At 58.9% G+C, this 15,743-nt stretch carries 14 protein-coding genes and 1 pseudogene; 9 read left to right on the top strand and 6 right to left on the bottom strand.

From position 1 onward, the window contains the following. Positions 1 to 155: 155 nt before the first annotated feature. Positions 156 to 1,904, bottom strand: coding sequence for a serine hydrolase domain-containing protein (locus ACQ4WZ_RS12765; RefSeq protein ID WP_101480625.1), 1,749 nt, complete (start codon positions 1,902 to 1,904; stop codon positions 156 to 158). A gap of 572 nt (positions 1,905 to 2,476) precedes the next feature. On the opposite strand from ACQ4WZ_RS12765, the pseudogene ACQ4WZ_RS12760 reads away from it, so the two are divergent. Next, positions 2,477 to 3,398: pseudogene (locus ACQ4WZ_RS12760) on the top strand (IS3 family transposase); the annotation flags it as partial. 166 nt (positions 3,399 to 3,564) lie between these two features. On the opposite strand, the gene ACQ4WZ_RS12755 reads toward ACQ4WZ_RS12760, so the two are convergent. Both ACQ4WZ_RS12755 and ACQ4WZ_RS12750 read right to left on the bottom strand, forming a co-directional pair. Beyond that, positions 3,565 to 5,031: an aminotransferase-like domain-containing protein gene (locus ACQ4WZ_RS12755; protein WP_436573581.1), complete on the bottom strand. Its 1,467-nt coding sequence runs from the start codon at positions 5,029 to 5,031 to the stop codon at positions 3,565 to 3,567. Between the two features lie 10 nt (positions 5,032 to 5,041). Beyond that, positions 5,042 to 5,626 carry a LysE family translocator gene (locus ACQ4WZ_RS12750; RefSeq protein ID WP_101480629.1) on the bottom strand — a complete coding sequence of 195 codons (585 nt, stop codon included), beginning with the start codon at positions 5,624 to 5,626 and terminating at the stop codon, positions 5,042 to 5,044. 345 nt (positions 5,627 to 5,971) lie between these two features. Between ACQ4WZ_RS12750 and ACQ4WZ_RS12745 the strand changes: the two genes are divergently transcribed. Beyond that, on the top strand, positions 5,972 to 6,274 hold the full coding sequence (locus tag ACQ4WZ_RS12745) for an HNH endonuclease (RefSeq protein WP_101484460.1): 303 nt from the start codon (positions 5,972 to 5,974) through the stop codon (positions 6,272 to 6,274). 1,020 nt (positions 6,275 to 7,294) lie between these two features. Here ACQ4WZ_RS12745 and ACQ4WZ_RS12740 read toward each other — a convergent pair. Beyond that, positions 7,295 to 7,714, bottom strand: a complete 420-nt coding sequence (locus ACQ4WZ_RS12740; RefSeq protein ID WP_436573580.1) for a hypothetical protein — start codon at positions 7,712 to 7,714, stop codon at positions 7,295 to 7,297. Between the two features lie 454 nt (positions 7,715 to 8,168). On the opposite strand from ACQ4WZ_RS12740, the gene ACQ4WZ_RS12735 reads away from it, so the two are divergent. The 6 genes from ACQ4WZ_RS12735 to ACQ4WZ_RS12710 all read left to right on the top strand — a co-directional run bounded on the left by ACQ4WZ_RS12735 (position 8,169) and on the right by ACQ4WZ_RS12710 (position 12,800). Continuing rightward, positions 8,169 to 8,636 (top strand): SRPBCC family protein, encoded by a 468-nt coding sequence (locus tag ACQ4WZ_RS12735; protein ID WP_436573579.1) that lies wholly within the window; start codon positions 8,169 to 8,171, stop codon positions 8,634 to 8,636. A 153-nt stretch (positions 8,637 to 8,789) separates the two neighbouring features. Further along, complete coding sequence (locus tag ACQ4WZ_RS12730) at positions 8,790 to 9,683, top strand: creatininase family protein (protein ID WP_436573578.1); 894 nt, start codon at positions 8,790 to 8,792, stop codon at positions 9,681 to 9,683. Positions 9,684 to 9,740: 57 nt separating this feature from the next. Next, positions 9,741 to 11,012: a YncE family protein gene (locus ACQ4WZ_RS12725; RefSeq protein ID WP_436573577.1), complete on the top strand. Its 1,272-nt coding sequence runs from the start codon at positions 9,741 to 9,743 to the stop codon at positions 11,010 to 11,012. Positions 11,013 to 11,153: 141 nt separating this feature from the next. Further along, the gene (locus ACQ4WZ_RS12720; RefSeq protein ID WP_101480634.1) at positions 11,154 to 11,525 is read left to right on the top strand and encodes a VOC family protein; all 372 of its coding nucleotides are present in this window, start codon (positions 11,154 to 11,156) and stop codon (positions 11,523 to 11,525) included. Between the two features lie 26 nt (positions 11,526 to 11,551). After that, a complete protein-coding gene (locus ACQ4WZ_RS12715) occupies positions 11,552 to 11,887 on the top strand; it encodes a hypothetical protein (RefSeq protein ID WP_133992435.1) in 336 nt (111 codons plus the stop codon). A 274-nt stretch (positions 11,888 to 12,161) separates the two neighbouring features. Further along, a complete protein-coding gene (locus ACQ4WZ_RS12710) occupies positions 12,162 to 12,800 on the top strand; it encodes a phasin family protein (protein ID WP_436573576.1) in 639 nt (212 codons plus the stop codon). Positions 12,801 to 12,915: 115 nt separating this feature from the next. Here the strand turns inward: ACQ4WZ_RS12710 and ACQ4WZ_RS12705 are convergent, their stop codons facing one another. Both ACQ4WZ_RS12705 and ACQ4WZ_RS12700 read right to left on the bottom strand, forming a co-directional pair. Then, positions 12,916 to 13,935, bottom strand: a complete 1,020-nt coding sequence (locus tag ACQ4WZ_RS12705) for an alpha/beta hydrolase (protein ID WP_133992431.1) — start codon at positions 13,933 to 13,935, stop codon at positions 12,916 to 12,918. Positions 13,936 to 14,040: 105 nt separating this feature from the next. Further along, positions 14,041 to 14,931, bottom strand: a complete 891-nt coding sequence (locus tag ACQ4WZ_RS12700) for a LysR family transcriptional regulator ArgP (RefSeq protein WP_035817600.1) — start codon at positions 14,929 to 14,931, stop codon at positions 14,041 to 14,043. Positions 14,932 to 15,135: 204 nt separating this feature from the next. Here ACQ4WZ_RS12700 and ACQ4WZ_RS12695 point away from each other — a divergent pair, with 204 nt between their 5' ends. Beyond that, entirely contained in the window at positions 15,136 to 15,741 is a 606-nt protein-coding gene (locus ACQ4WZ_RS12695; RefSeq protein ID WP_436573575.1) for a LysE/ArgO family amino acid transporter, read from the top strand. Positions 15,742 to 15,743 lie beyond the last annotated feature (2 nt).

The raw sequence follows: 15,743 nt of genomic DNA, 5'->3' as shown, positions 1-15,743 counted from the left end.
CGTCCGAGAACCATGGATGAGGAGATTCTAAGCTACCGATGGCGTTTTGCTGCAATGGCATCGTCCGCTTCCGCACCTTACAGCGGACAGTCAGAGGTTTTTCCTTTTAACTGGTCTCAACATGCTCGCCCATCACTCAGGCGCAGGCCGCCGCTTTAGTCGATTTGGACACCGCTACGCTCTCTAGAAAAGACGACATTGAGCACCCGCGGGTTGTCGACGATGAATCCGGTGATCCGCTGACGGCTGTCACGGGTGAAACGCAATAGGTCTTGATCATCGACGGTCACAGTGAACGCGTCCTCGAAAACCGGATTCATCGGTTTAGTCGCCTCGCGCTGCACTTGCTTGAATAGCTTGCCGTCTTTCGCAACGATGGTCCAATGCACGTTGATTTCCGGACTAAAATAAGTTCCGGTATAGTCTTCCAAGTGTATGTAATCTGTTTGAATAGGGCGTACTCGATCCAGTTCGACCGGTTCCCCAGACTGATATACGATATTCAAGAGCTGACGCTTATCCTGCTTCGAAAACTGAAAGGTATTCTCCGTTTTTCGCGGTAATCGGAAACGCTGTTCGCCGCTCTGCTCCAGGGCAACACGTTCCCGCTGCGGCGCAATATACCAAAGTTGACCGTCCTTGAGCTCAATGGTATGGAGCGACTGAGCGTAACGGTCAAGATAAACGCCGGTGTAGCTCGCGAGCTCGGATTCCGAAGACATCGTCTTTCGAGCGGGCGCAATGACAGCATCCTTCGCAGTTTGATTCGAGGAAGTCGCGCCGCGTTTCTTGATCTCCTCGGCCAGGAAAAGATCGGCCACTTTAAAGCTGAGCAGAGTCTGGTCTACGCCGTCGACATTACATAAAACCATTGCAGAAAATCTCTCGTCGGGCAGCCGCAACAACTGCGCGTGGAAACCTGCGGTATCTCCAGCGTGGTGTACCGACCTCATTCCGCGATAAGCACCATCGACGATCAGTCCACGTGCATAGCTCAAGGCGACACCGTCGCTTCGAACAGCATTCTCTTGCATCTGCTTGACCAGCCATTCGCCACCAACGCGTGATTCGTAGAAATTCTGGTCCCATTTCGCTAGGTCCGACACGGTGGTCAGCACGCCCGTATTGCCTACCTGCTCCCAGTTGACGTCCTTCATGCTGAATCCGCCGCCCCCCACTGGTGCATAGCCCATTGCACGCTGCGCTACCACGACGTCGTACTTGTCACGAAGACGAGTGTGGTGCATGCCCAGCGGTTGAAAAATACGGTCCTGCAGGAATTTGCCGAAATTCCTATGGCTGACTCGTTCGACAATCTTTGCCAGTAAGAAGTAATTCGTATTGCTGTACATGTAATGCGATCCCGGTGCGAAATTCAACGACCTCTGCCGCAGAATGACCGCCATCGCATCCGCATCTGACGAATAGTCAACTTCACGCACACCAGTCCCCATCGTCATAAGAACCGTATAGTCCCGCAAGCCGCTAGTATGCGACAGCATTTGATCGACTGAAATCGCCGTGCCGTAATTGTGCATCTCAGGTAGATGCTTGCGAATATCATCATTCAGAGAGATTTTTCCATCCTGCACGAGCAACAGAATGGCCGCAGCCGTGAATTGCTTGGAGGTCGATCCAATGGCAAACAGTGTTTTTTCTGGATCAATAGGTACGCCAAATTCAAGACTGGCGTTTCCGTATCCCTTTTTGTACACAAGCTCGCCGTTTAGGATCACGCCGAGTGCGCAGCCCGGACTGTCGGCGGCATAGGCCGAAAACAAGGCATCCACACGGCGTGCAAGTTCGGCTTTTTGCAAGGTGTTGTTCACGTCGGCCATCGCTGCAGCGCTGAAAAAGATGGGCGCAATTGAGAAAAAATGCCGGCATGTTGCAAGGAAGTTCATTACGACCTTTCATTAAAAGACGCTGCATGGTTATAGTCCGGTCAGGTGCACAAGTTCGATCGTTGCGCTCCTTTGCGGAAAACACCTTCGACTCCACGGACGCCGGCTTCTGGCCAGCGTTTTCCTTCAGCACCAAGATGAAATGCTCCCATGCTCATGAGGAGCCTGTTTGCACGATAAGAGTTCCGAAAATAGTAAGCATCAACTCCTTCATTGGCGGGCTGCAGCAAGAGTGAATTCAGCAATCCGCTGCTGACCGGTAGTTGCCGGATGCTACCCAGTCCCAAATCAGCAAACTCTGCCTCCAATTGTCAACGGCCTCAGAGGATAGCAAATTACCAAATGGGGAAACTCACACATTGTTACGTCAACGCGAATGGCTGCTCCTGGCAATGCAGGGTTGATGAAAATGGCCATCGCAACCGATTGCGCGTGCCAAATTTGGCAGGTTTACCTGCATGAAAATTACGACGATTAGCCCAGTTGGAAGGCCAACATACAAAAGTCACCTTCCTTGGAGTCTTTAAAAAATACTGGAACAATCCAGCAGGGTAATCCCTCCCAGCAAATGATCGCGTTTGAAGCTGGAGGACGAAAACCGGCGCCTGAAGAAGATGTATGCCGAAGAGCGCTTAAAAGCCGAGATCGTCGACGAGGCCCTGACAAAAAAATGGTAGCGCCATCTCAGCGGCCGGAGATGGCGCAATGGGCCGTGGCCCAGCGTTCAGCCACCATAAGAATGGCCTGCCAAGCACTATCCAGGCCTGCAATCGCTAACGCGCCAAGCTCGATGCGGAAAACGCTGTCGTGGCTGACTGGCTGCGACGCCTGACCAGCGAGCAGCGCAACTGGGGCTTCGGCCTGTGCTTCCTGTCTTTGCGCAACGTGAAGGGCTTTAAATGGAACCGCAAGCGCGTCGTCTACCGGATCTATCTCGAACTGGAACTGAATTTGCGGATCAAGCCACGCCATCGGCCGGTGCGCGAAAAACCGCTGCCGCTGGCCGTGGCTGTACAAATCAACGAGAGCTGGTCGATGGACTTCATGCACGACCAACGGGCTGATGGCCGTAGCATCCGCTTGTTCAACGTGATTGACGATTCCAACCGTGAGGGACTCGGCATCGAGCTTGATTTCTCATTGCCGTCCGAACGGGTCATCCGGTCCCTTGACAGTATCATCGAATGGCGTAGCAAACCCCAGGCCATTCGCTGCGATAACGGCCCGGAGTACATCAGCGCCGTGACGCCGGCCTGGGGCGCCAGGCGCGGCATACGCATCGTTTTTATCCAGCCTGGCCAGCTGCGGCAGAACGCTGATGTCGAGCGTTACAACCGCACGGTGCGCTATGATTGGTTGGCCCATCACTTGTTTGAAACGTTCGAGGATATCCAGGATTTCGCAAGCCGCTGGCTGTGGAATTACGATCACGACCGGCCCAACATGGCACTTGGCGGCATCACGCCAAAACAGAAGCTTGCCTTGGCCGCTTAACCTCTACTTTTAGCGCGCTCTGGAAATGGGCGGATTACCCCGATGATTTTCCGTTCTCTAGGTGAATTTCAGAGTCATCGCATATCTCAACCAGGCAGTAGCCGCCTCGGACTGAATACTTTGGCTGTCACGATGAAGTGCAAAGGAAGGAGGGCGCAGCCGATACTCAGGACTTGCCCGCGCTGCTGGCGGCGCCGCTGGCGCGCGCCAGGCTTGAGCGCGCGCCAGCCACCGCGCGCAGGCGCTCTTCAAGATAAGCGCTCACGCGGGGATGCTGGCTGAAGGCGACGTTGAAGCGGATGTGCTGGTTGGGCGTGTCGTTGGCCGAGAACGCCGCGCCGCGCATCAGCAGGATCTTGTTGCGGTAGGCATCCTGCACCAGCAAGTCCACGTCCAGCCCTTCGGGCATGCTGCCCCACAGGAAAATTCCTGCATCGCCGGGCCGCTCGAACAGCACGCCGGCCGCGCTCAGTTGCTGCGTGCTGGCGTTGCGTGCCACCATGATCTTGCGTTGCAGCCGCTCCAGGTGCTTGCGCAGGTTGCCGGCCTTGAGCACTTCCAGCAGAACGTATTCGTTCAGCGCAGGCAACGTCATGATGGCGTGGATCTTGGTTCGCATCAGCAGTTTGAGCAGGGCAGGCGCTGCGGCCAGGTAGCCCATGCGCAGGGCCGGGCTCAGCGCCTTGCACAGGCTGGAGTAGTAGATCACGCCGTCCAATCCGGACAGCGATGCCAGCCGCGTGCTGTGGGCCTGCTGGAAATGGCCGTGCACGTCGTCTTCGGCGATCAGGAAGCCATGTTGCTGCGCCATGATCAGCACCTTGTGCAGGTTGGCGGCGCTGCTACTCCACCCGGTAGGATTGTGCAAAGCCGTCTGCACGAACAGCAGGCGCGGACGGTGCGCGCGGCAGGCGGCTTCCAGTTCATCCAGGTCGAGGCCATCGGGGCGGCGCTTGATCGGCACCAGGCGCACGCCGTCCTGGCGCAGCCTGCCGAACATCAGGAAGTATCCGGGGTCTTCCACCATCACCGTATCGCCAGGCTGCAGGAAGGTGCGGCAGATCAGATCGATTGCATGGGTGCCGCCGAAAGTGGTGAGGATGTGGCTGGCGTCCGCAGCGATACCGATGCCGCGCAACAGCAGCGCGATCTGTTCGCGCAGTTCGGCCAGCCCTTGTGGCGGACAGCGCGAGGCCATGCCGGCTGCGCTGCGCGCCAGGCCACGTTGCACGGCGGCCGCCGGCAGCGCATCCTGCAGCCAAGTGGGCGGCAAGGCGCCGCTGCTGGCCAGCAGCACGCCCGGCCGCTGGTCGTTCACTTGCTGGCTTAGCCAAACGGGTTCCTGCTCCTGGCCCGCTTCCAGCGCCACCTCGTCGGGAATGGCGTGGCTGGCATCAGTTGGTGCGCAGACGAAGAAGCCCGCCGTGCCGTGCGTATCGATGACGCCTGCGGCCACCAGCCTGTCATAAGCCACCACCACGGTGTTGGTGCTCACCGCGAGCTGCGTGGCGAGCTGGCGGATCGACGGCAGCTTGGTCCCGCCAGGCAGGACGCGTTGCGCGATCTGCTGGCGCAATGCGGCCTCGATCTGCTTGAACAGGGCGATGGGTGAGGAGCGGTCGATGGCGAACATGGGTAGAAGTCTAGCGTAAAAACATCACGGCGAGAACCAGCAGAATAGCACCCATCGCCAGATTGAATATGCGCTGGTTGCGGGGCGCTTTCAGTACGCTGCGAATCGAGACGCCGAACAGCGCCCACATGGTGTTGCACGGCATGCCTACCACGGTGCCGATCACGGACACCAGCAGCGCGTTGGCGAGCATGTTGCTTTGCGAAGGCATGAAGACCGACGCCATGGTGATCGCCTTGAGCCAGCTCTTGGGATTCAACGCCTGAAACAGCGCCGCCTGCGCAAACGACACGGCCTTTGGTGCGCTGCTTCCCGCCACCGAGGCGCCGGCAAGCTTCCAGGCCAAAAACATCAGGTACAGCGCGCCCGCGATCCGCAGTCCCTGCTGCGCCATCGGGTACGCGACGAAGACACTGCCCAGCCCCACGCACATGAGCATGGTCTGCACAAAGATGCCGACCTGTATGCCGAGGATCACCGGCAGCGCACCGCGATAACCGAAATTGGCGCCGGTGGTGGCCAGCATGACGTTGTTTGGCCCGGGCGTGGCGGACATTACAAAGCAATAGCTCATCAGGGGCAGGAGTTCGGTCATGGTATGCAGTCGCAGCGTGGAGAAGGCCCCAGTCTAGAAGCGCGGCACGGCAGAGACAAGACACAAGGCGCCGCATACAAGCACATGCTGTATCAATCGAACGACTGCTACAGCGGCGAGACAGGCCGGCCCGTCCGGACAAACGTCAGAGACATTGTCGCATCTGCTAGCGCAGCAAGCTGTTCGCGTATGTCATCCCTCGTTGTTGGATCAGGCAGCTACGACATATTCCAAGAACTATGGGGCAGGAAAGTGCAGGTGGGTGGGGCTAGCGTCTATTTTGGCGTGATGCCGCTAGGGGCGAATGATATAGTAGCGGGAATGTATACACTGAAAGAAACTGCCATGAAAAACGACGCAAGCGCCCGCCCGAAAGCAAGTCAAGCCCCTGCCAGGCTCAGCAAAGGGGACTTCGTCACCGCACTGCGCAAACTGCTGCAAGAAGCAGGAAAGGCCGGCGAGACCAGTGTGGACGTGCGCGCTGCGACCCTGCACACCGACGTTGGCGTGTATCCGGCGCGCGGCCATTCGATGCCGACCTGTTGCACGGTGATGTATGAAGAGATGCAGCCGGGTGACGAGATACTGCTGACGCCACCCAGCGGCAAGGGACCGACGCTGCTGGTACGGTATAAATTCCCGCGCTGAAAATCGTGGTCTTAGAGACAGTTTATAACTTGGCGGAGATGTAGGTGATGCAGTCGCAGCGAAGCCATTGCCAAGTAATTCATGGTCTCTGATTCGTCCATGCGCTGCTCGTCATCACGCACCAATCGTTGGTAACTTACAATCTATCGGTTTTTCATCATTCAAGAACTATGGATCAGGAGAGTACAAGCTGCTGTCGGCGATGAAGCGCGCCAATCGGCTCCGTCTGCTTCCGCCCCAGTGCAGTCATTCAGTTTGCTAGTAGTCGACTGCTGCGGGAGGCGCTCATTAAATCGGGTTTTACCTGACTAGTGCCAAGCAGTAAAAGCGATCCGCTCCACTTTCTGGTTTTGGGTCCGGGCCACGAACCCATCCCAAAGACTCATACAGGTGAACCGCAGCCCCCATGTCGCCCCAAGTCTCGAGTTCCAGGGAAGAGCTTTACGGATTGACATTGCTACCTTTTAAGTGAATCAGAGTAATGATTCTATGCGAGGGCTTCGCGTCAGTCGAGTGAGCGCCATTCTTCCCATCAATCACGGACCGTCTGGTATTGGCCGTACTCGGTTCAGAGCAGGGGGCGCTTCTTGTTCATGCGAGAAGCTATCGAATTGTCGCGCCGGAAGTTCTTTCAATTGAACCGGCACCATTTTCGTAACGCCGCCATCTTCGTATCTCGCCTCAATGTCATAGTCCGCTGACTCGACGAGAGCGAAAGACACTTCCCTACCGATACGCGTTCCAATGCCGTGGCAAAAAAGAGCTGCTTGACGACCTTCCAATAATGGCTTCAATTGATGAGCGCGAAGCGCTGTAATTTTATATGGTAAGCCGTCTAACAGTCCGCCACATTGAATGCGTCTCAACCCATTTTGGATTAGTCCAGGGAGATTCACAGTTATGCGGTTGCACTTGCTTCGTTTGACGATGCGAATATATAGCTTTGAATTCTTGCCTCCACTACAGTTGAGATAATAGCTGCTTTCCAGTAATCCATCCGCTTTTGGCTGAACCCGAGCGTTAATCAGAGAAAATGCGCTGTCCCACCTCGAATTCATTCTCATGGCAATAAAACAAGATGAGCGGCGTGTCGTTCGAATAGACCATTGCATCGTCACGTGAAGGGATAAAAATATCCGACCAGTTTTCGACCAGGAACACGCTGCTGCATAGGAAACAGTCGTTTTCTCCAAACACAACTACGACCTGCTGAATTTCAGGCACACGCGCACGTAACCACTTGGTTGCGATGGCCGCATCATCTCCAAATTCGATTCGTTCGATTGAGCCAACGGTGTTAACGTTCAAGCCGAGATGCGTCTTCGAGTCATGAAGGCCCACTAAATCATATGCACGGCGCGCACTCTCGGCATTCAGCCAGGCGATATTCGCGGAGTGATGCTCCAGCTCCTGAATCCTCCAATGTGTTGTGTTCATCATCTCTCAAAATCCAATATGCTCACCGCCATGACGGGTAGAATTCTGTCGTCGAACCCGGCCAACGCTTTCAGGATGGTATCGTGCCAGTGTTTGAAATACCTGTCTCGTTATTTGTCTTGCCCAGCGTGCGCCTGCGCACTGGCATACCGCTTAAGCCTGGCTCCAAACAAGGAGTTCGTCATGGCCCGATTCTGACTGCGACAAGTATAAACAGAATCTAATTATACTTATATGATAAAAAAACAGTGTATCCTTCAATCCCGGCAGGTACATTTTTGTCGATGCAAAGGAAAAGCAGCTGTGTTTTTCCGGCAGGAGGAAGATCCTTTGATAGTCGCAGTTATCCTGGCGATGCTGCATGATGAATTCCATGCTGCCGACCAATATCCAGATACGGTGCGATGCCGGATAGCAGACCCAGTTACTTTCATTAGAATGAAACGGAGATTCCAAATTGAGGCATATCGAAGAAAGCATCCACATTGCAGTCGCGCCCACGGTCATCGACCAAATTTGGAGCGAAGTCGACCGATGGCATCTGTGGGATCCGGACACAAAGCAAGCGCGACTCAATGGGCCATTTGCGGCTGGGACACATGGCAGGATAGTTCCCAATAAAGGGATGGGTATTCCGATGGTGGTTACCGAGCGCTCCGCAGGCCGCTCGTTCACCGTCGAGGGCTATATCCCGCTGTTCCGTATCCACTTCGAGCACACGGTTATTGCCGTAGACGGCGGATCGGAAGTCGTTCACCGCGTGTGGTTCACTGGAGCGCTTGCCTTTCTGTTCGGGCCTGGCGTTGCCAAGCAAGTTCGGCAAGGGCTTCCCAAAACGATGCGCTCACTCAAGGCCTATGCCGAGAAGCGCAACGAGACTCTCCATGATGGCGAGGTGGGCGAGGCCAGGGTGACAACAGCCTGATAGATAGTTTCCCCTCGTCAATTCCTTGCAAAGTGCCGCGTCAAATTAACGTGCCCTTCCCGTCATGATGGAATACAATTCCTGCGTGGCAGCCAGCGTGCCTGGCAAGGCCGGGCACGGCGTCACGCTTTGACCTTGGAAAGATGTTTGCTTATGACTCTGCAGTTCCCCCTGCCGAATGTGCCCCCTGCGCCGCGCGCGCCCTCGATTTTGTTTCAGCCATTCGGCTCTCTGCTTACCCTTACCCTGTTCTGCCTGATTCCCGCAGCGTCCGCTTTGGCGGCCGCGCCTGCCAGCAACAGCGTCATGCTGGAAGAACTGACCAGCTCGGAGTTGCGCAGTCGTATCGACCACGGTGCCACGACAGTGCTGGTGCCGATTGGCGGCGTCGAGCAGAGCGGGCCGTATATCGCGCTGGGCAAGCACAATGTGCGCGCCGGGCTGCTGGCGCGCCAGATTGCGCAAAAGCTGGGCAACACCATCGTCGCACCCGTCGTTTCCTACGTGCCGGAAGGCGCGATTTCTCCGCCGGCCGGCCACATGCGCTTTGCCGGCACGATCTCGATACCGCCAGCCGCCTTCGAAGCCGTGCTGGAAGGTACGGCCGCCAGCCTGCGCCAGCATGGTTTTCGCGACATCATATTCCTCGGTGATCACGGTGGGTATCAGAAGAACGAGCAGAATGTGGCGAATAAACTCAACCGTGCCTGGGGGAAAGCTTCTGCTGCCAAAGATGCCCGTGCGTATGCCTTGCTCGACTACTATGACATTACGCAATCGCAATATATTGCCGATCTGCAAAAGCGCGGCTACAGCAGCGCCGAGATCGGCCTGCATGCGGGCTTGGCGGACGCGGCACTGATGCTGGCGACGGACCCGTCGCTGGTGCGCAGCGAAGCCATGGCCCACGGACCCAAGCCCGGCGTGGCGGACGGCGTGCGCGGCGACGCCACCCGCGCTACGGCTGAATTGGGCCAGATCGGCATCAAGCTGCAGGTGGACACCTCGGTGGCCGCCATCAAACAACTGCTACAACGTAACAAGTAAATTCTCCGCCGGAAGTGCTTAACTTCTGGCTTTTGCAACGAAAAGACGCGAAATAACATGAAAAAAACTCAACGACGCACTCTCGTCACCTTGTCCGCCCTGGCTGCCGCGCTGGCAGGCCTGGGCATGGCCAGCCAGGTCATTGGCGCCAGCACGCCGGCCACTGCCGCTGCGGCGCCGGCTGCCGCCTATTCTCCGCTGCCGGGCATGCCGCCGCTGGTCGATCCGAAAAACGTGTATGGCAGCATTGCCAGCAGCAATATGAGTCCCGTCGTCAAGGATCACTTGCGCCGCGTCTACGTGCCCAACCTGCGCTCGAACGATGTTTACGTGATCGACCAGGACAGCCTGAAAGTGGTCGACAAGTTCAAGGTCGGCAGCGGTCCGCAGCACGTGGTGCCCTCGTGGGACTTGCGCACCTTGTGGGTGGCGAACAACGCCGAACGCACGGACAAGGGCAGTCTGACCCCGGTCGACCCTTTGAGCGGCAAGCCGGGCAAGGAAGTGCCCGTGGATGATCCCTACAATATGTACTTTACGCCGGATGGCAAGTCGGCCATCGTCGTGGCCGAAGCGCGCCACCGCCTCGATTTCCGCGATCCGAAGACCATGGCGGTGCAGTATTCGATCGACACGCCCCAGTGCGGCGGCATCAACCATGCGGATTTCTCGAATGATGGACGCTACGCCATGTTCACCTGCGAGTTCGACGGCACCATCGCCAAGATCGACCTGGTTGGGCGCAAGGTCGACGGCTACCTGAAATTGCAGATGCCGGCCAAGCGCTTTGCCGAGTCCGGTCCCGTGGGTGGCCCTGCGAATGAAATCTGCAGCGTCAAGAAGGGCATGCCACAAGATATACGCATCTCGCCGGACGGCAAGAAATTCTATATCGCCGACATGGACGCCGACGGTGTGCACATCGTCGATGGCGCCACCCTGAAGGAAATCGGCTTCATCCAGACGGGCGTGGGCGCGCACGGCCTGTACCCTAGCCGCGATGGCAAGAAACTGTACGTGGCCAACCGCGGCACGCACCGCATCCACGGCAAACCGAAGGGCAAGGGCAGCGTCAGCGTGATCGATTTCGCCACCGAAAAAGTGGTGACGCAGTGGCCGATTCCCGGTGGGGGCAGCCCCGATATGGGCAATGTCAGCGCCGATGGCAAGTATCTTTGGCTGTCCGGCCGCTTCGACGATGTGGTGTATCGCATCGATACGAACAGCGGCGACGTGTCCAAGGTGAAAGTCGGCCAGGAACCGCATGGCCTGACCGTGTGGCCTCAGCCGGGCCGCTATTCGCTGGGCCATACGGGCAACCTGCGCTAGGCGAGGCAGCTGCACGGTCATCGTACCGGGGCGCCTGCGCGGGTATACTCCGCCCGCGCAGGAGTTGTTGTTTTGATTGCCTAAAAAGCAATATTGGCGCATACTGTGCTTCCTGTCCCCTTACCTGCAAGGAGCGCCACCATGATTCTTGATCACATCGGTTTGAATGTCAGCGATGCACAGGCCAGCAAGGCCTTTTTTTCGGCCGCCCTGGCGCCCCTGGGCGTGTCGGTGGTGATGGAAGTGCAGGGCTGGGTCGGCCTGGGCAAGGACGGCAAGCCCGATTTCTGGTTCGGCGTGGGCGGTGCGCCGCATGCCGGCATGCATCTTGCCTTCGCGGCGGACAACCGTGCTCAGGTGGACGCGTTTTACAAGGCCGCGCTGGAAGCAGGCGGCAAGGATAACGGCGCCCCAGGCATCCGCGCCATCTATCACCCGAATTACTACGGCGCCTTCGTCCTGGGGCCGGACGGTCACAATGTCGAAGCCGTCTGCCACCATCCCGAACCCTGACACCGTTCATTACCAAAGAGAGCAGCATGAAGCACAGCGCCACCCTGTTTGCCGACGATGCCGGCCGCTATGCCTATGTGAAAGCGGGTTTTTCCTGGCCGGCCCTGTTGCTGGGCTCGTTCTGGGCCGTGGCCAAGCGCCGCTGGTGGCTATTGCTGCTCATGCTGGCGATGGATGCGTGCCTGTGGTTTGGCAGCCATTTGGCCACCGAACTGCGCATTGGTCCGATGATGCTGCTGATGGCCGCCGCGGAACTCAGTTACCTGCTGGCGCGTGGCTGGTATGGCAACCGCTGGCTGGAAGCCTCGCTGCGCAGCCATGGTTACAAGCCCGTCGTGCCGGCCACGGGCACTGTCCGTTGAGCGTGCCTGGCACAGATTTTCTTTCCCCTCACTGACGTTTTGCCAGGGCAAGCCGTCCAGCCAAAACTTTCTGCGCAGCTTAACGCACGTTTGATCCAGATCATCCCTCACCTGCGGTGCTCGCGTAGCCTTGGGACTCGCGTTGCAAAGCATCTTCCCACCAATCGGATATGTTTTTTCGCGTTTCGTGGCGTAGCCCGGTCGTCTGCTTCACCGTTCGACAGCCGGTGGTGTCGCCTTGTGTCTACCCAACCGCTATTGAATGAGGAATTTCATGTATCCATATCCCCGTAGTGTTACCCCTGCCGTCAAAAACCACCTGGAAGCGCAACTGGCTTTTTTCAATAGCCTGTCGAAGTCCTTGTTCCAGTCGGTGCAGCACTTCAATGACCTGAACATGCAGCTGGCGCAAGGCTTGCTGGAAGAAGCCACTGTCTCCAGCCAGAAGCTACTGACGGTCGAGCGCGCTGAAGATGTGTTCCAGGTGGCTGCCGCTGTGGGCCAGCCAGCCGCCGAGCAACTGCGCAAGTACCAGGAACAGGTATCGCGCCTGGCAGCCGATACGCAGGTCGAACTGGCCAATGTGGCAGAGCGGCATGTGACTGAAGCGAGCCGCACTGCCAAGGCCCTGGCCGAAGAAGTGGCCCGCACGGCTTCGGAAGAAGCGCAGAAAAACGTGCGCAAGCAGCAGGAAGTCATGCAGCGCGTCGCCGAACCATTTCAGGCCAACCATCAAAACGGCGCCAACCGCGACCAGCAGCGCGGTGCGCACAACCGTGAGGGTCAAAGCCTGCAAAGCGCCAGCCAGCAAGGTAGTCAGCAGTCGGCCGGCAGCGAAAGCTCCGCCAGTGGCAGCGCATCGCAAGCGGGTTCGGCACAAAGCAAAACCAGCGGTGCAAGCCGTAAAGAGTAAGCGGGCTGCTGCTGTTAGCCGATGACAGCTGAATACGCATCGCGAGGGGCTAGCCTTGGGATGCGCTTAGCTGGCGCAGCATCGTGCGTCGTGGTCCGGGCAGAACGCCCGTTCTTCAGGGGGCGGGCGTTTTGTCGTGGGCGCGCGCGGCGCCAGCCTGCGTGACGGCGCTCTGCGCCTTTGCCGGACGTGGCAGCGTGGCGGGGATTTCCCGCCCGTCCGTGGCCGCGCCCATATTACGTGTCAGCGTGGTATCGACCTTGCTGTTGGCGTCGATAAAGGCGCTCACGGCGTCCAGCGTGGGGGCCAGCATGCGCAAGGGGCTGGCCAGCGAAGCGACCAGGGTGGTATGGCTGACCTTGTCGAAATACGTTTCCGTCACGGGCCTGGCCAGCGTTCGCAAGGCATTGGCAAGGCCACCCGTGTTGCGCTGCGGATTGACCAGCTTGTCCTGCCCGGGCAGGGGGGCTATCAGCAGGGCGGGCGGGGCTTCGGCGGTTACGTGATGGATAGGCTGCGAAGAGGCGGGCGTGTCCGGGTAAAAGAAGACGGGCCGGGTGGTGGTGTTTTCAATCGGCAAGAAATCATAGGGACCGGCCAGGCCTATCCAGCCCCGCAAGTCGTGCGGGTGCATGCCGTGGCGTGCCAGCAGGCTGGCGTCGAGCGCCACCATCGCCGCATTGTAAGCGCCGGCGCTATGGCCCATGACGAACAGGCGGGCGGGGTCGCCGCCATGGCGGCTGGACTCCATCGCGGCCCAGGCCACGGCGCGGGCCGCATCTTGCAAGATCTCGGGGTAGTGCACCTCCGGATATAGCCGGTAGTCGGCGATCACGGCCATGTAGCCGCGCGCAGCGAGCGCGTGGCCAACGAAGGCATAGTCTGCGCGCTCGCCCGCCGTCCAGTTGCCGCCATAGAAGAACACCACCACGGGCACGGGTCCTGTGCGGATTTTTGGGACATACACATCGAGTTTTTGCCGTGGCAGGGGGCCGTAGGCCAGGCCCCGCGTCACTTGCGAGGCGCTGCCGGACGACAAGGCATTGATGGCGGTCAAGGGGGAGCAGGCAGCCAGGCCTGTGGCCAGCGGGATGGCCGCCAGCAAACCGAGCAATGTAGTGCGCAGGATCGTCATGCTGGCTCCTGATACTTGTGGGTGATGCTTGCAGTGTAGACCAGGCAGGGCAGGGCGCGCATGGGGAAGTTGCTGTCCGTCATAGATAACTGTTGCATGCGACAATCAATCCTGCAGCAGCCATTTGCGCGCCGTGGCGATGACGGCGTCCGACAAGGTGCGCGTGAGCGGCGTCTGGATATCCCAGGCATGCCAGGTCAGGGGCACGTCGAGCGCTTGCCCCGCCGCCACGTCGACGAGCCTGCCGGCGGCCAGCGCCGTTTCCGCCTGCAGCAAAGGCACCATGCCATAAGCATAGCCCGCTTCGATGAAGCGCACGAAGTCGCGCGCCGAACCGAGCACATGGTGCGGATAGCGGCCCGTGTAGCCGAGGCGGTGCTGCAAATAGCGCTCGTGCAGGGCATCCTTGCTGCCAAACGTAATGGCGGGCGCCTGGCTGACGGCCTCCACTGTAAAACCATGGGGGAACCATTGCTGCGCAAATGCGGGCGACGCCACGCACAGGTAGCGCATGCCGCCCAGCGGCGTGGCCGTGGTGCCGGCCACCAGGTCGTTGGCGCTGGTGACGCAGGCAAACACGCGTCCTTCGCGCAGCTGGCTCAGGGTGTGGTCCTGGTCGTCGAGACGGATGTCGAGCAGGCAGGACGGTGGCGACAGCAGCGGCCCCAGCGCTTCCGGTATCCAGGTGGCGGCGCTGTCGGCGTTGACGGCGATGGCCAGCGCCGGCAATTGCGTGGTGGGGCCGGGCTGGGCGTCGAGCGCCGCCTCGAGCAGCTTGACTTGCCGGTAGTGGGCGATCAGGCGCTGGCCCGCTTCCGTGGGCAAGGGCGGGTGGCTGCGGATGATCAACAGGGTGCCTTCCAGGTTTTCCAGGGTGCGTATGCGCTGCGACACGGCTGGCTGGCTGATCGCCAGCGCCTGCGCGGCCTTTTCAAAGCTGCCCAGGCCGATTACGGCGTCGAGGGCGGCCAATCCACGGTAATCGACGACGCGCATAAGTTTCTCTTATATATGGTTAGAATCATTCATTATACTTATATTTACTTTTTCTTTACACTGTTGAAATAGGGTAACAACTCCACTCTCCCGCGCGGTCCTCCTGGTTCCGCTACACCCTCCACCTACCTCTGATGACTTTGCCGTTGCCGGCAGAGCGTGGGCGGCCGTGCGCGTGATGGAAAGCAATGGAAAGGAATCGATATGGACAGCGCAATTTTCTTGAAAGGCATGGGGCTCGGAGCGAGCCTGATCGTGGCCATCGGCACGCAAAACGCATTCTTGCTCAAGCAGGGGCTAAAGCGCCATTACGTGCTCACCTGCATCCTGGTGTGCTTGCTGTGCGACGCCATCCTGATCACGGCTGGCGTGGCTGGCATGGGCAGGTTCATTGCCGATAACCCTAATTTCCTGCTGTGGGCCAAGGCCGGCGGCGCCACGTTCCTGATTGCGTATGGCTTGCGCGCTGCAAAGTCGGCCTGGCGTCCAACGGCCATGACAGTGTCGGCTGCCAAGGCGCCCGAAGGCTACTGGGCCGTGATCGGCGCTGCGCTGGCGTTCAGTCTGCTGAACCCCCACGCCTTCCTCGACACGGTCATCCTGCTCGGTTCCATCGGCGGCCAGCATGAAGGCGTAGGACGCTTCTACTTCGCCGGCGGCGCCATCATGGCTTCGGCCCTGTGGTTCTTCCTGCTGGGCTTTGGCGCCCGCTACCTGGCGCCCGTGTTTGCCAAGCCCATGGCGTGGCGCGTGCTCGACGGCATCATCGCCCTCGTGATGTGGGCCATCGCTGCCTCGCTGTTCTTGTAAGG

It is taken from the genome of Janthinobacterium darwini (assembly GCF_051380905.1).
Taxonomy (GTDB): Bacteria; Pseudomonadota; Gammaproteobacteria; order Burkholderiales; family Burkholderiaceae_D; genus Janthinobacterium.
The sequence above is the reverse complement of the archived record's forward strand: the minus strand, read 5'-3'. Positions and strand labels throughout refer to the sequence as shown.

Excerpts from the sequence above, each read along its gene's own strand:
- ACQ4WZ_RS12765 (WP_101480625.1), bottom strand. The coding sequence starts at position 1,904 with ATGAACTTCCTTGCAACATGCCGGCATTTTTTCTCAATTGCGCCCATC.
- ACQ4WZ_RS12755 (WP_436573581.1), bottom strand. The coding sequence starts at position 5,031 with ATGTTCGCCATCGACCGCTCCTCACCCATCGCCCTGTTCAAGCAGATC.
- ACQ4WZ_RS12750 (WP_101480629.1), bottom strand. The coding sequence starts at position 5,626 with ATGACCGAACTCCTGCCCCTGATGAGCTATTGCTTTGTAATGTCCGCC.
- ACQ4WZ_RS12745 (WP_101484460.1), top strand. The coding sequence starts at position 5,972 with ATGAAAAACGACGCAAGCGCCCGCCCGAAAGCAAGTCAAGCCCCTGCC.
- ACQ4WZ_RS12740 (WP_436573580.1), bottom strand. The coding sequence starts at position 7,714 with ATGATGAACACAACACATTGGAGGATTCAGGAGCTGGAGCATCACTCC.
- ACQ4WZ_RS12730 (WP_436573578.1), top strand. The coding sequence starts at position 8,790 with ATGACTCTGCAGTTCCCCCTGCCGAATGTGCCCCCTGCGCCGCGCGCG.
- ACQ4WZ_RS12725 (WP_436573577.1), top strand. The coding sequence starts at position 9,741 with ATGAAAAAAACTCAACGACGCACTCTCGTCACCTTGTCCGCCCTGGCT.
- ACQ4WZ_RS12720 (WP_101480634.1), top strand. The coding sequence starts at position 11,154 with ATGATTCTTGATCACATCGGTTTGAATGTCAGCGATGCACAGGCCAGC.
- ACQ4WZ_RS12715 (WP_133992435.1), top strand. The coding sequence starts at position 11,552 with ATGAAGCACAGCGCCACCCTGTTTGCCGACGATGCCGGCCGCTATGCC.
- ACQ4WZ_RS12710 (WP_436573576.1), top strand. The coding sequence starts at position 12,162 with ATGTATCCATATCCCCGTAGTGTTACCCCTGCCGTCAAAAACCACCTG.
- ACQ4WZ_RS12705 (WP_133992431.1), bottom strand. The coding sequence starts at position 13,935 with ATGACGATCCTGCGCACTACATTGCTCGGTTTGCTGGCGGCCATCCCG.
- ACQ4WZ_RS12700 (WP_035817600.1), bottom strand. The coding sequence starts at position 14,931 with ATGCGCGTCGTCGATTACCGTGGATTGGCCGCCCTCGACGCCGTAATC.
- ACQ4WZ_RS12695 (WP_436573575.1), top strand. The coding sequence starts at position 15,136 with ATGGACAGCGCAATTTTCTTGAAAGGCATGGGGCTCGGAGCGAGCCTG.